This window comes from Acinetobacter sp. YH12095, from assembly GCF_013419245.1.
GTDB lineage: Bacteria > Pseudomonadota > Gammaproteobacteria > Pseudomonadales > Moraxellaceae > Acinetobacter > Acinetobacter towneri.
The window spans coordinates 255,135-268,675 of sequence record NZ_VPAL01000002.1 but is presented as its reverse complement, the minus strand read 5'-3'; the positions used below and the strand labels follow the sequence as shown (position 1 = coordinate 268,675).

The window sequence follows — 13,541 nt, the reverse complement described above, 5'->3', positions numbered from 1 at the left end:
TTTCAACAATTAATATGCAAGTGTATTTTATTTAAAATTAAACACTTACGGTAAAAATCAGTAAATTGATCACATATACAAGTGCCTATTAAATTTCAATTCAATTTGTCATACGCAGCGGCTAATGTTAGATTGCATTTTTATTGAATGACGCAAGCGAATCAGGACATGCAGGCAATTATTCTCGACACTGAAACCCATACTTTAAATGGACAACCCATTGAGATTGCCTACGCCCCCATTCAAATTCAAGATGGCAAAATCAGTCTAGATAAAAGTCAAATTTTCGATCAGTTATATCAAGTCGATGAGCCAATTTCATTCGCAGCGATGGCGGTACATCATATTTTAGAATCAGATTTAATTGATCAACCGCATTACAGTAGTTTCGAATTACCTGCCGAAACCACCTATATTATTGGGCATAATATTGATTACGATATTCGCGCTTTAGAAAAATGTGGTGTGGATACTTCTAAAATTAAAGCCATTTGCACTTTAGCACTTGCACGTCGTGTATGGCCGAATGCTGAAGCACACAATATTTCAGCTTTAATTTATATGATTACCAAAGGCAGCGAAAAAGCGCGTGATATGATTAAAAAAGCGCATCGTGCCGATATGGATATTATTTTAACGGCCAATATTTTGATGCACGAAGTTCACCAATTACAAATTCAAAGTATTGAAGAACTCTACACTGCCTCAGAAGAAGCACGTATTCCACAAATTATCAATTTTGGTAAACATCGTGGTACGGCAATTGCTGACCTTCCTGCCGATTATGTGCAATGGTTATTAAGACAAGAAGATTTAGATCCTTACTTACGCAAGGCGCTCGAAAATACCAGTATTTTGACTTTATAAATGTTTCAAGTGAATCTTATTGCATTTACCTGTCATAAATTATTCATATTATTGTAATTTTCAAAGTCTATGCTTTGCCTTAATTTATTGGGGAAATAAATTAAGGCTCATGTTTAATTATCAAAAAACTCAACTCGGTCTAGATGCATTACAACAGCGCACACGTGATTTAAATGCACGTCAACGTCGTTTATTGGTACTGATTGGTACTGAAGATTTTGATTTACTCGGAGATCAGTTCAAGCAACGTCTTGCACCACCTGAATTGATTGAACAGCTATTAGATATGCACCTGATTGCCCCTGCTGCGCTTGAGCAAGACACTTTGCAACACCAAGAGCAAACGGCTGAGATTTTGCTGCAACAAGCGCCAGAGGCATCATCTACCACTTTACACACAGAAATTCATAGCCAACTTGCAAGCAGCACCCCGCAAGCGCATGCTGAAAGTTTGGCAGAACCAATCCACACCCAACATCTTCAAGTAAATTCAGTTCCTGCATATTTAGAAGCACGTGTTGCAGCTGCCATCAATACAGAACAGCCCGCTGAACAACCTGAACCCCAAGCAGAAATACAGCCTGAAATTACCGCTTTGAGTTTTGAAGATGTAAAATTTCTCATGATGGATACTTTGCAGCGTCATTGTGGATTAATGGCAAAACAACTGATTCAGCGAATTTTACAAGCTCAGGATATTCGCAGCTTAAAACTCTGCCAAATGCAATGGATTACCTCTTTACAAGAAACTCGTTTGCCGCCAAAAGCACTCAATCAGATTTTGCAGCAAATCAATCACTCCCTACAAAAGCTTAATCCGACTTAAAGCTTAGATTTTTTTACTTAGTTTTAAGTCTTTTTAACAATTAAAACCATGCTCAGGGATATATGGATTAATTTATTTTTATTACTTTTCAACACTTTAAAAACACATATAAATCCACATCTAAACCTTAGATTCATTATCCCTATAAAAGCTAAGACTTTAGCGGCATAGCCCCGACTCATAAAAATCAGCGATATAGTATTTTCCAGAATTGTTGAGGCACAGGGTCATGATGAATCATGCATTTTTTTTAGCGTTTGATGCTTATGACAATCCAATGCAACTCAGTAAAGTTGGCAATTGGGTGATTACCTTTTTAAGCCCAAAAGATCAGGAATGCCAAATACAGTTAGCGATTACCAATGTGTTGCCGCGTCAAATTTCAGCACATTTACAACCGCGACGCATAGTGATTCAACAAAGTACAGATGCCCAGCTCTGGCAAATCTTGCAAATTGAATGTTTTGATAGTCAAACCAATCAAGAGTTGAGTTTTCAACCCGATGATGACATTGGGCAAGCGGTCATTCAAAAAATTATTCAAGAGTTTGATAAATACGATGTAAATATCCAACTTGTAGAAGATCAGACGGTTTAAAGCGATATGTTTTACACTTAATGAGCACTTTATTTACGTGTGCTTTAAAAATCCTGCGCACAAAAAAGCTCATCGAAATGAGCTTTTCTAAAAATAAAGTAGTCTCACAAATATTTACTCCAACACACGGAAAATACTATCAGACTCGCGGCTTTCAAACAAAAGTTCGATGCTTGGTAAAATCACTTCACCTTCCACAATAATGTGTTCAATTTTGTGAAATAGTGCCAAACCCGCTGCCAATGAAGTTTCTGGGATATTACGTAGCAATGCTTTTGCTTCGTAAATATGGCTAAACTGGTCTTTAACTTTAATATCGATGATTTGCGTCATTGTTGTTCCCTTTTTCTTGACGGAAATTTTTTATACCATAGCTTATAAATTTTTTAAAAAAGTGAGTTGTTAGATTGTTTGACAATGTAGTATTTTTTTAAACTAAATTTAAATTATCTAATAAATTCAAACACATATTTTTTAAAATTTTATTTACAAATTACAAAACCACAGTAAATTTGCTTGTTTTTCATTCTAGCACAGAAAAAACTCGCATTGCTGCGAGTTTTTTATGTTGGAAGGCTAGTGCTGATTTTATTGTTTGAACAAGAGTTACAAACTCAACGAGCTGTCATTGATCCGTCCAACTGCATCGTAGCGTCTATTACATTGAATGACCTACTGTAGTTTTAATATAGTGAAACTTATTTTTTGCTGCAATAGCCCACTACATTTCAACACATTCACACAGCAAAATTTCAATTGATTTAATTTTCAGTTACGGCATAATTTTATGCGGTTAAAAGCTCCAGCTTTGCGATTAGCTTCTGCATAACTTGGCGATACTTTCAAATAATAAGAAGTCGACGATTATTCAATTAACTCAATTTCATAATCAACATCTTGCAGCATATCTTTATTGTATAGCTTTACCATTGCTGTTGCTTCAGCATAATCGTAGAACAAACCTTCTGCGACGGCTTTACTGCGAAATTCCGTGGTACCAATTTCATTATCATGCGGAACAAAATATAAGTTTTCTGGAATGAGTTTAACGATATAGCCCACGAAGCTGCCCTCAGATTTTTCAGTTTTAAAATATGTGAGTTTTATATGCTGAAAAACGTGATCAGGCTATGGCAAATAAGATCGAATGTTTATCTTAATTTTTTATATACTTTTCAACTATTTTTTATATTACAGTTCAATGCTTATATACTAATTTGGTGCGCTCAGCGGGACTCGAACCCACGCCACAGGCTTCGGAGACCTGTACTCTATCCAGTTGAGCTATGAGCGCGCGCTGCACATCATAACAAAAAATTGCTGAAGGTAAAGCAACTATATATAAGTTACGTATTTTTATGCTTATGCTTTAAACAATGTTCCAAACTTGCAACATAGAATTCCATCTAACTTACTTGGTTTATTGGCGCAGATCGCTCACAATAGTGGCTCTATTCCTCAAGTGAGAATTTCATGACTGATGCATTGACGTTAAGGGACGTGTCAAAGACCTATCGAAATGGTTTCCAAGCACTGAAAGGAATTAATTTGACCGTTCCTGAAGGCGAGTTTTATGCCCTACTTGGACCCAATGGTGCAGGTAAATCTACAACCATTAGCATCATCAGTTCTCTCACCAAAAAAACGGCAGGCACGGTAGAAATTTTTGGGCACAATCTGGATACACAACCATCTCAAGCCAAGCAGTGCTTAGGAGTTGTGCCGCAAGAATTTAACTTCGGTCAGTTTGAAAAGACGTTTGATATTTTGGTCACACAAGCAGGCTATTACGGTATCCCTAAAAAAATTGCCGAACAACGTGCCGAAGAATATTTAGAAAAACTGGGTTTGTGGGATAAACGTGCCACTCAATCGCGAATGCTGTCTGGCGGCATGAAGCGTCGTTTAATGATTGCACGTGCCATGATGCATGAACCGAAATTACTGATTTTAGATGAACCAACTGCAGGCGTTGACATCGAATTACGTCGTTCTATGTGGGATTTTCTCACAGAGATGAATGATAAAGGCACATCTATCATTCTAACCACACACTATTTAGAAGAAGCAGAAATGCTGTGTCGTCGCATTGCAATTATTGACCGTGGTGTGATTAAAGAAGACACCTCTATGAAAAACTTCCTCAATCAACTCAATGAAGAATCTTTTATTTTTGATTTAGCTGAACCAATTCAACCGATTGAACTGGACATTATTGGGGTTCGCTTCAATCTAATCGATGCAGTGACTTTAGAAGTGACTATGGATAAAGCCCATAGCCTAAACGATTTGTTCCAACTGTTAGAAGCACAAGGTATTCGGGTGCGCAGTATGCGAAACAAGTCGAACCGTCTAGAAGAGTTATTTGTCAAAATGGTCGAAAAGAATTTAGATGGAGCTGCGCAATGAATTTTACCCAACTGCGTATTGCACTCTACACCTTAGTTCATAAAGAAATTCGTCGTTTTATGCGGATTTGGCCGCAAACCTTATTACCACCTGCCATCACCATGAGTTTGTACTTCGTAATCTTTGGTAATTTGGTTGGCTCACGTATTGGTGAAATGGGCGGCTTTAGCTATATGCAATTTATTGTGCCTGGCTTAATTATGATGGCTGTCATCACCAACAGTTATGCCAACGTATCTTCAAGTTTTTTTAGTGCAAAATTCCAAAAAAGCATTGAAGAGCTGATTATGAGTCCTGTACCTTTACATGCCATTTTATGGGGCTATGTATTGGGTGGCGTCTGCCGTGGTGTATTGGTCGGCATTATTGTGACAGCAATGAGCCTTTTCTTTACAGACCTTTATATTACCAATTGGTTCGTGACTATTTATACTGTTTTAATCACCTCCTTTTTGTTTTCTTTAGGTGGCTTTATTAATGCAGTCTATGCCAAATCTTTTGATGATATTTCCATTATTCCAACGTTTGTTTTAACACCCCTGACGTATTTAGGCGGTGTGTTCTATGCAATTAGCGCTCTCAGTCCATTTTGGCAAAACTTATCTTTAATTAACCCAGTCGTGTATATGGTCAATGCGTTCCGTTACGGCATTCTAGGTCATAGCGATGTAAACGTGACGATTTCACTCACAGTGATTACACTATGCTGTGCCGCGCTGTATGGCATCGCCTATCATTTACTTTCTCGTGGCTCAGGAATGCGTGAATAATGAGTGTTGAACAATCTCTCCTTGGTAAAGACACCAACTACCCAACCGAATATCAACCCGATATTTTATTCCCTATTTCACGTGCGGCTGCACGTGAAAAATATGCTGACGTTGAAGGCATCCAACTCGGTCAGGACTGGTGGCACGTTTTTGAAATTTCTTGGCTAAATGCTGAAGGTGTCCCTCAGGTTGCGATTGGTCGTATTAGCTTACCTGCATCCTCGCCTAACCTGATTGAATCTAAATCGCTAAAGCTTTACTTCAACAGTATGAACTTTACCCGTTTTCAATCTCCTGCCAATTTTATTGAAACGGTAGAGCATGATTTAACTGCAGCAGCAGAAGCACCAGTTACGCTAACGCTATTTCAGGTTGATGATTTAGCCATCAGTCAGCCTGAGGGCATTTGCATAGATCAACTTAGTCCTGAACGCTTGGAGCAACATCCTGATCCAAGCTTATTACAGTTTGATTTAGAACAGGCAGAAGATGTAGAGGTACAACTTTACTCTCATTTATTGCGCAGTAATTGCCCAGTCACTGGACAACCTGACTGGGGTACAGTTTTTATCCGTTATCAAGGCAAAAAACCTTGTTATCGCAGTATTTTGGCTTATATTATTTCATATCGTCAGCATAATGGTTTTCACGAACAATGCGTGGAACAAATGTTTGCAGATATTTGGCAAAAATTTGCACCAGAAAAGTTGATGGTATATGCAACCTATACACGTCGTGGTGGTTTAGACATTAACCCATGTCGTGTATCGGACTTAACATGGATGCCTCGCCCTATTCGTTTAGCGCGACAATAAAAACATTGAGGTTTTACAATGCCATTTTTTGGATTTATTCCATCTGCAGAATTATTAAATACAATTGAAACTGCACAACAGAAAAAAAATTCAAGTGAACCGCTGTACCCGCTTCGTGACAAAACAGCACTCATGATTAATGATGAAATCATTGATGCAATTTTAACGGAGTTGGTACGCCGTTTTCCTGCCAGTGATAAGCGTGACACTGCCGAAAAACTTGCGGGTTATATCAAATCTACCGTTGCGGTATTGCTTAAACAATTATTAAGCAAAGCACCAAATGATGTCGTCAAACAATCGATTGAATTTTCTGAGCGTAGTAGCTTTAAAGATGCGGCAGGCAATGCACGCATCGGAGAAACACTAGATGCGAGTTTGGTGACCAGCCTTAAACACAACTATGCCGAAATTCAAGCAGGCAATGAAGTCAATAAAGCGGCTTTAACTGAACTGTATAAACAGTTCGCAGAAGCGACAGTACGTCACTTTATGAGCGACTTTAATAAAACCTTAGATTTAGGCATGATTAAACGTAAAGCTGCAGATATCGGTGCTGCTGCGGTAATTAAAGCCGTTCATATTGCTGTTGATAAAATCATTCCAAATCTTAACAAAGAAGAGCTGATGGTATTAGCGGAATATCACGACACTTTATTCCATCCTTAATATAGATACGTACATACATCTTAATCATGTAATGAACTGACAAAATGCCTGATTTCGATCAGGCATTTTTATTCGGAGAATAAATACTGTCAAATCTGTCCGTTTTTAGACAATTGCAGCAAGTTTTTGTGATGCGTTTTAACTTTGTTACAAATCCTGCGCGCTTTTTACACATTCTTTGTCTATTTTTGTATAAGTTTTTACAAAGCAAGCGCGCTTGAATGCTATCTTAGCCGCTGACTTCGCTTTAGCGCTTTAAGGTCAATCTAAGACCTCTTCTTCTATATAAGTACAAACTTATTTACTGCATATAAATAAGTTGTGCAAATCATCAATTTGGAATTTTGCCCAATATGTTCAAACTTGATTTTTATAACAAACTAAAACGTGTTTCTTTACTGATCGGTGCATTTTCTATCACCAGTTTCTGTCAGGCCAATGATTTTCAGCAACATCCGTCTTATGCCAGTTTTAAACAAAAAACGATGCAAACTTATGGCTTGAGCGAAGCGCAAGTTGACTGGGCAATGAATGGTTCTAAAAATTTACCCAATATCATCAATATTATGAACCGTCCAGGCGAAAGTAAGCCTTGGTATGCCTATAAAACGAATTTCCTTGCAGAAAGCACTATTCAGCGTGGTGTACGTTTTAAACAGCAGTATGCAGATACACTCAATCGTGCTGAGCAGCAGTTTGGTGTGCCACAAGCCATCATATTAGGTATATTGGGCGTAGAAACAGGCTTTGGCAGCAATAAAGGTTCATTTATTACTCGTGACGCTTTAGCAACGTTAGGTTTTGGCTACGAACGTCGTGCTGAATACTTCAAAGATGAACTCGCTGCACTCATTGCATGGTCATATAAAGATGGTATTCCAACCTCTTCTGTGGTCGGCTCTTATGCAGGTGCAGTCGGCTACCCTCAATTCATGCCAAGCAACATTCCAAAATTTGGGGTGGATTATGATGGCAACGGTCATATCGACCTTCGTAATTCAGCAGTAGATGCGATTGGCTCAATTGCAAATTACTTGGCACAGCATGGCTGGCAGCGAAATCAACCCATTGCATTTGCAGCACGTTATACAGGTAACAATCCTGACAGCGTGATTGCCAAAGATTTAACCTTACCTACACCTTATGGTGTCTTAAAATCGCAAGGCGTGATGCCAATGAATCCAATTGTGCAAATAGATGACCTCGACTTGGTCAATGTCATTCAATTACAAGAAAATTATGGTCATATCTACTATATAACCTACCCAAATTTTCAGGTGATTACGACCTATAACCGCAGCCGTATGTATGCAACTGCGTTATGGTTACTCGGTACTGAAATTGCCAGCCGATAAACCCCACACCCAAACCAAACAAGTAAAGTCAAGAAATATTTTTAACAATTTGATCACAAAATCATCTTTTTAAATATATTGTTACAATATTGATTATTTTTTAATCAAACAAAGTTGTTTTTTGGTACTTTTTGTCATTATTTTCGTATAAAGACTAGACACCTTTGGTAAGGGATGAATATTATCCATTTCGTCAAATGTAGTCAAAAAAGTGAAATTACAGACAGGATTACCACTATTTCAATCAGTTAAGAGCGAAATAAGTTAAAAATTCTGTCTTCAGGAGTTCAAACCATGCATAGTTCACTTAAATACTTACTTGCACTTTCTGCAGCTGTTGCCCTAAGTCAGTCGCAAGCTGAAATGGTGCAATCATCATTCAATAATGATAATGAGTCATCTAGCCTTGCTGCACGTGTACTCAATAAAGAAGCTCAAAGTTTTAATTCACATTTCTCAAATTTAAACAGCCTTTCAATCACCGAACGTTCAGGCGACCAAATTCGTCGTCAAACGATTGCAGCGAAAATTGAAATTCCTGCAGAAGAGCCTTCAGTGATTGAGAAGTTAAACACTGTGGCTTCAAATACTGTACGTAAATTTAGCCAAACAGGTATGGCGTCTTGGTATGGTCGTCAATTCCACGGTCGTAAAACTGCAAGCGGTGAAACGTTCGACATGAACGCAATGACTGCTGCACACCGTAGCCTGCCGCTAAACTGCTATATTCGCGTAACCAATAAAAACAATGGTAAAAGCGTTGTAGTTAAAGTAAATGACCGTGGTCCATTCCATGGCAACCGTGTACTCGATCTTTCTTATGGCGCTGCAAAACAATTGGGCATCACCAATGCAGGTACTGCCAAAGTAAGCATTGAGCGTATTGACGGTCCAAACTCTTAAGATTCGCTTACACGACTTCACATTTGACTTGAAAGCCACAGCAATGTGGCTTTTTTAATGCCTGTAAGATTTACAGTCATCCCATGCATGTCTGCACAAAGATGATCCACACAAATTTTGTTGCCACTTCATTTTGAAAATATGAATACTGTTTTGACCGCCTCACTGTTCTCAGTTATATTTTAGACAGTCAAACAATAACAACGGATGATCGGTCTACAGGAGTAGCACATGAAGACAGTAAGCGAGTGGCTAGATGAATACAGCGAGAGCCATCAAAATAAAACCAATAAATTAATTCACTGGGTGTGCGTACCTACGATCTTTTTTTCGATTGTCGGCATCTTGGCGCATTTCAGCGCTTTACTAACAACATTACTTCTGGTGCTCAGTTTTATTTTTTATGCACGTTTAGACTTGGTTCTTGCAGTTGCAATGGCAGCATTAATGCTGGTAATGGCATGGCTGATTTATGTTTTGCCTGTTGGAATGGGTTTTTATATCGCAATTTTTGTTTTGGCGTGGATTGGGCAGTTTTATGGTCACAAAGTTGAAGGGAAAAAGCCTTCATTCTTCAAAGACCTCCAATTCCTTCTCATTGGCCCAATTTGGTGCATGGATGCCTATTTAGGTAAAATCCTACCCTCTTGGAAAACACGTCGTAAAAACAGAATTATGAGCATTTAAACGCTATATCCTATTTTCGTTATCGGAAGAACCGTTATTGATAGGTTCTTCCTTGATGTTTTAACCATCCGCCCACGTGTTTATTTGCTGGATCATGATGCGTCCAGTGAATCACCCCACCCTTATCTGAGTATTCATATTCACCAAAAAACTCAACAGTATCACCTTTTGCAATATTGGTAATTCGTGGTGCAAGATCAATATTATGTGCAACCAATACAGTTTGCCCATTATTCAGTTTTAAAATAAATTTTTGATGACGTGAGCCTTCGTTGTCATCCGCTAACACTGCAATGACCTGCCCACTCGCACGGACTTGTAAATCGCTCTGTTTGCGCTCAAACGCACGTTCAATCAGCTGAACACCCTGAGCATCATCTTGCAGCGCATCTCGCTGTACGTCTAACTGCTCTTTTTCAGTTTGCGATGTGCGAGCAGTACTTGTAGATGGTGCATTTGATGTTTCAGACTGAAACTGCTGTAAATCTATGCCAAAAAATGCAGCAATTAGCACTACAATAATTGCGCCGATGCTTAAATTCTTTTTATTTGCCATATAACCTTCTTGTTCTGATTCCACCCTATACGATTAAGTCAATTATTCGTAACATACTGATTTAAAATTAATATCTTTAATCTTCATCTCAATATTTATGCCACGATTGCATATTGCCAAAATCTATATTCACAAAAAAGCCCCAAAATAAATTGGGGCTTTCCTTACAAAATATTTTACCTTAAGTAAAAATTATTTTGCAGCAGCTTGAGCAGCAGCAACTTCTTCAGCGAAGCTCATTTCTGCTTTTTTCTCAATACCTTCGCCTACTTCGAAACGAACGAATTGAGCAACAGTTGTACCAGTTGCTTTTAATACTTCAGCAACTTTCTTCTCGTTGTCAATTACGTACATTTGACGATCAAGCGCAACTTCGTTCAAGTATTTTTCAACTGAACCAGTTACCATCTTCTCTACGATGTTTGCAGGCTTACCAGATTCAACTGCTTTCGCTTCTGCAATTTCTTTCTCTTTAGCGATAAGATCAGCAGGAACTTGTTCAGCAGTAACAGCAACTGGGTTGAATGCAGCAACGTGCATTGCAATACCTTTACCAGTCGCAGCATCACCTGTGTAAGAAACAACAACACCGATTTTTAAACCGTGCTTGTACACAGCAAGGTTTTCACCTTCAACGATTTGTGCACGACGAACTTGGATGTTTTCACCAATTTTTTGAACAAGTGCAACACGTGTTTCTTCAACAGTTGCGCCATCTTCAAGTTTAAGTTCAGCAATTTTAGCAGCATCAGTTTCGTTTGCAGCAAGAGCAGCAGCAGCAACTTTCGCAGAGAAACCAGCAAAGTTTTCGTCTTTTGCAACGAAGTCAGTTTGACAGTTTACTTCTAAAAGAATCGCTTTGTTGCCTTCTTGAACGATTGTGATTGCACCGTCAGCAGCAATGTTACCTGCTTTTTTAGCAGCTTTTGCTTGACCAGATTTACGAAGGTTGTCAATCGCTAATTCGATGTCACCGCCCGCTTCTGTTAATGCTTTTTTACATTCCATCATTGCTAGACCAGTACGATCACGCAATTCTTTAACCATGCTTGCTGTAACTGCAGTCATGTTTATCTCCTAAAATCGGTAGAAAATGAATTCTTTTTTTAACAGAAACGGCCCAGAGGGTGTCTCTTGGGCCGTCTGCATACATGACGCTTACTTTGCCACCATCACATGTCGCAAAAATGACAAGCTTACGTCAAAACGCATTAAGCCTCAGAAGCAGGAGCTTCTTCGCCTTTTGCTTGAGCATTGGCTTGAGTTTGAGCGTATTCTTTACCAGCAATGATCGCATCAGCCATTGAAGAAGCGTAAAGTGTTACTGCACGGATCGCATCGTCGTTACCCGGAATAACGTAGTCTACGTTGTCTGGGTTAGAGTTTGTATCTACGATACCGATTACAGGAATACCTAAGTTTTTAGCTTCTTTAATTGCAATTGCTTCGTGATCAACGTCAATTACGAATAATGCGTCAGGTAAACCACCCATGTTTTTCACACCGCCTAAAGCGCGCTCAAGTTTTTCCATTTCACGGCTACGCTCTAAAGCTTCACGTTTAGTAAGCTTAGCAAAAGTACCGTCAGTAGACTGAACTTGAAGATCTTTTAAACGGCTGATAGATTGGCGAAGTGTTTTCCAGTTCGTCAACATACCACCTAACCAACGGTGATCTACATACGGTTGACCAGCGCGTTGAGCTTGTTCACGGATGATTGCAGAAGCAGCACGTTTTGTACCAACGAACAAAACTTTGTTCTTTTTGCTAGCCAATTGGTTTGCAAAGTTCAAAGCATCATTTAACGCAGGAACAGTGTGTTCAAGGTTGATGATGTGAATTTTGTTACGCGCACCAAAGATGTATTGACGCATCTTTGGGTTCCAGAAACGTGTTTGGTGACCAAAGTGTGCGCCAGCTTGAAGAAGGTCGCGCATGCTTACGTTGTAATCTGCCATTTTCTTTACCTTAAATGTTTGGGTTAGGCCTCCATATATCCGCATTCTCCACCCCAAAGGGCACCCAGAGTAATGTGACGATATATGTGCGGATTTTTAATTTCCCTTTTACCAAGCTCTTTGAAACATATTCATAAAAAGCATTTGATAAAATGGGCGGCTATTTATACCATAGTCACACACAAATTTCCAAAAGTTTTTAAAGATCATGAACACAACTTATCAAGCACCTCGTCGACTCATCAAAACCGCAGAAGATATTGAAAAAATGCGCGTGGCAGGACGACTGGCGGCAGAAGTTTTGGAGATGATCAAAGCACACGTTAAACCAGGCGTTACTACGCTCGAACTGGATACGATTTGCCATGACTATATTGTCAATCAACAACAAGCTATTCCTGCCTGTTTAGGTTATGGTGCTGCTCCGGGTCGTCCAGCATTCCAACACACCATTTGCACATCGGTTAACCATGTGGTTTGTCACGGTATTCCGTCAGAAAGTAAAGTGCTGAAGAAAGGCGATATTTTAAATATTGATGTCACAGTCATTAAAGATGGTTTCCACGGCGATACCAATATGATGTATATCGTGGGTGGTGAAACTTCCATTTTAGCCAATCGTTTATGCAAAGTTGCCCAAGAAGCGATGTATCGCGGTATGGCAACCGTTAAACCCGGTTCAACCATTGGTGATATTGGTCATGCGATTCAAAAATATGTTGAATCTGAACGCTTTAGCGTGGTACGTGAATATTGCGGTCATGGTATTGGGACGACCTTCCACGATGAGCCACAAGTATTGCACTATGGTCAAGCCAACACAGGCATGATTTTAGAAGAAGGTATGACTTTTACCATTGAACCAATGGTCAATGCAGGCGTATGGCAAACCAAATTACTTGGCGATAAATGGACAGTGGTGACCAAAGACCACAAATTATCGGCACAGTTTGAACACACCATTTTGGTCACCAAAGATGGCTTGGAAGTGCTGACTGCCCGCCCTGATGAAGATTTATCACGCTTTACTGCATAACGTGTTTGCAGCCAAAATCTGTCATTGGCTAAAAATTTAACCCGTATGTCAAAAAGATCAGTTCCGACTGGTCTTTTTTATTAATTTCAACG

At 39.2% G+C, this 13,541-nt stretch carries 16 protein-coding genes and 1 tRNA gene; 11 read left to right on the top strand and 6 right to left on the bottom strand.

Annotated features, from left to right (window positions below):
• Positions 1 to 168: 168 nt before the first annotated feature.
• From FTU35_RS02940 to FTU35_RS02930, 3 genes are all read left to right on the top strand, one after another.
• Positions 169 to 867, top strand: coding sequence for an exonuclease domain-containing protein (locus tag FTU35_RS02940; protein ID WP_026438378.1), 699 nt, complete (start codon positions 169 to 171; stop codon positions 865 to 867).
• A gap of 109 nt (positions 868 to 976) precedes the next feature.
• Entirely contained in the window at positions 977 to 1,693 is a 717-nt protein-coding gene (locus FTU35_RS02935) for a hypothetical protein (protein WP_179991609.1), read from the top strand.
• 229 nt (positions 1,694 to 1,922) lie between these two features.
• Positions 1,923 to 2,291 carry a hypothetical protein gene (locus FTU35_RS02930; protein ID WP_373686807.1) on the top strand — a complete coding sequence of 123 codons (369 nt, stop codon included), beginning with the start codon at positions 1,923 to 1,925 and terminating at the stop codon, positions 2,289 to 2,291.
• Positions 2,292 to 2,405: 114 nt separating this feature from the next.
• Here the strand turns inward: FTU35_RS02930 and FTU35_RS02925 are convergent, their stop codons facing one another.
• The 3 genes from FTU35_RS02925 to FTU35_RS02915 form a co-directional block, all read right to left on the bottom strand.
• Positions 2,406 to 2,624, bottom strand: a complete 219-nt coding sequence (locus tag FTU35_RS02925; protein ID WP_004972907.1) for a hypothetical protein — start codon at positions 2,622 to 2,624, stop codon at positions 2,406 to 2,408.
• Between the two features lie 531 nt (positions 2,625 to 3,155).
• Complete coding sequence (locus FTU35_RS02920) at positions 3,156 to 3,353, bottom strand: hypothetical protein (RefSeq protein ID WP_004972905.1); 198 nt, start codon at positions 3,351 to 3,353, stop codon at positions 3,156 to 3,158.
• A gap of 156 nt (positions 3,354 to 3,509) precedes the next feature.
• Positions 3,510 to 3,585 (bottom strand) — tRNA-Arg (locus FTU35_RS02915).
• Positions 3,586 to 3,764: 179 nt separating this feature from the next.
• Here FTU35_RS02915 and FTU35_RS02910 point away from each other — a divergent pair.
• From FTU35_RS02910 to FTU35_RS02880, 7 genes are all read left to right on the top strand, one after another.
• Positions 3,765 to 4,700, top strand: a complete 936-nt coding sequence (locus tag FTU35_RS02910) for an ABC transporter ATP-binding protein (protein WP_180064483.1) — start codon at positions 3,765 to 3,767, stop codon at positions 4,698 to 4,700.
• Entirely contained in the window at positions 4,697 to 5,470 is a 774-nt protein-coding gene (locus FTU35_RS02905) for an ABC transporter permease (RefSeq protein ID WP_168418074.1), read from the top strand. The genes FTU35_RS02910 and FTU35_RS02905 overlap by 4 nt, the downstream gene beginning before the upstream one ends.
• Positions 5,470 to 6,285 carry an NADPH-dependent 7-cyano-7-deazaguanine reductase QueF gene (queF, locus tag FTU35_RS02900; RefSeq protein ID WP_168418073.1) on the top strand — a complete coding sequence of 272 codons (816 nt, stop codon included), beginning with the start codon at positions 5,470 to 5,472 and terminating at the stop codon, positions 6,283 to 6,285. The genes FTU35_RS02905 and queF overlap by 1 nt, the downstream gene beginning before the upstream one ends.
• Positions 6,286 to 6,303: 18 nt before the next feature.
• Positions 6,304 to 6,954: a hypothetical protein gene (locus tag FTU35_RS02895; RefSeq protein ID WP_168461179.1), complete on the top strand. Its 651-nt coding sequence runs from the start codon at positions 6,304 to 6,306 to the stop codon at positions 6,952 to 6,954.
• A gap of 353 nt (positions 6,955 to 7,307) precedes the next feature.
• Positions 7,308 to 8,309 (top strand): lytic murein transglycosylase B, encoded by a 1,002-nt coding sequence (gene mltB / locus FTU35_RS02890; RefSeq protein WP_180064482.1) that lies wholly within the window; start codon positions 7,308 to 7,310, stop codon positions 8,307 to 8,309.
• 294 nt (positions 8,310 to 8,603) lie between these two features.
• Positions 8,604 to 9,212, top strand: coding sequence for a septal ring lytic transglycosylase RlpA family protein (locus FTU35_RS02885; RefSeq protein WP_004972798.1), 609 nt, complete (start codon positions 8,604 to 8,606; stop codon positions 9,210 to 9,212).
• A 231-nt stretch (positions 9,213 to 9,443) separates the two neighbouring features.
• Positions 9,444 to 9,899: a DUF962 domain-containing protein gene (locus tag FTU35_RS02880; RefSeq protein ID WP_180064481.1), complete on the top strand. Its 456-nt coding sequence runs from the start codon at positions 9,444 to 9,446 to the stop codon at positions 9,897 to 9,899.
• A 34-nt stretch (positions 9,900 to 9,933) separates the two neighbouring features.
• Here the strand turns inward: FTU35_RS02880 and FTU35_RS02875 are convergent, their stop codons facing one another.
• The 3 genes from FTU35_RS02875 to rpsB all read right to left on the bottom strand — a co-directional run bounded on the left by FTU35_RS02875 (position 9,934) and on the right by rpsB (position 12,413).
• Positions 9,934 to 10,455 (bottom strand): DUF3465 domain-containing protein, encoded by a 522-nt coding sequence (locus FTU35_RS02875; protein ID WP_004972795.1) that lies wholly within the window; start codon positions 10,453 to 10,455, stop codon positions 9,934 to 9,936.
• A gap of 192 nt (positions 10,456 to 10,647) precedes the next feature.
• Positions 10,648 to 11,523 carry a translation elongation factor Ts gene (gene tsf / locus FTU35_RS02870; protein WP_004972793.1) on the bottom strand — a complete coding sequence of 292 codons (876 nt, stop codon included), beginning with the start codon at positions 11,521 to 11,523 and terminating at the stop codon, positions 10,648 to 10,650.
• A gap of 143 nt (positions 11,524 to 11,666) precedes the next feature.
• A complete protein-coding gene (gene rpsB, locus FTU35_RS02865) occupies positions 11,667 to 12,413 on the bottom strand; it encodes a 30S ribosomal protein S2 (protein WP_004972791.1) in 747 nt (248 codons plus the stop codon).
• A 208-nt stretch (positions 12,414 to 12,621) separates the two neighbouring features.
• Between rpsB and map the strand changes: the two genes are divergently transcribed.
• A complete protein-coding gene (map, locus tag FTU35_RS02860; RefSeq protein WP_004972787.1) occupies positions 12,622 to 13,449 on the top strand; it encodes a type I methionyl aminopeptidase in 828 nt (275 codons plus the stop codon).
• Positions 13,450 to 13,541 lie beyond the last annotated feature (92 nt).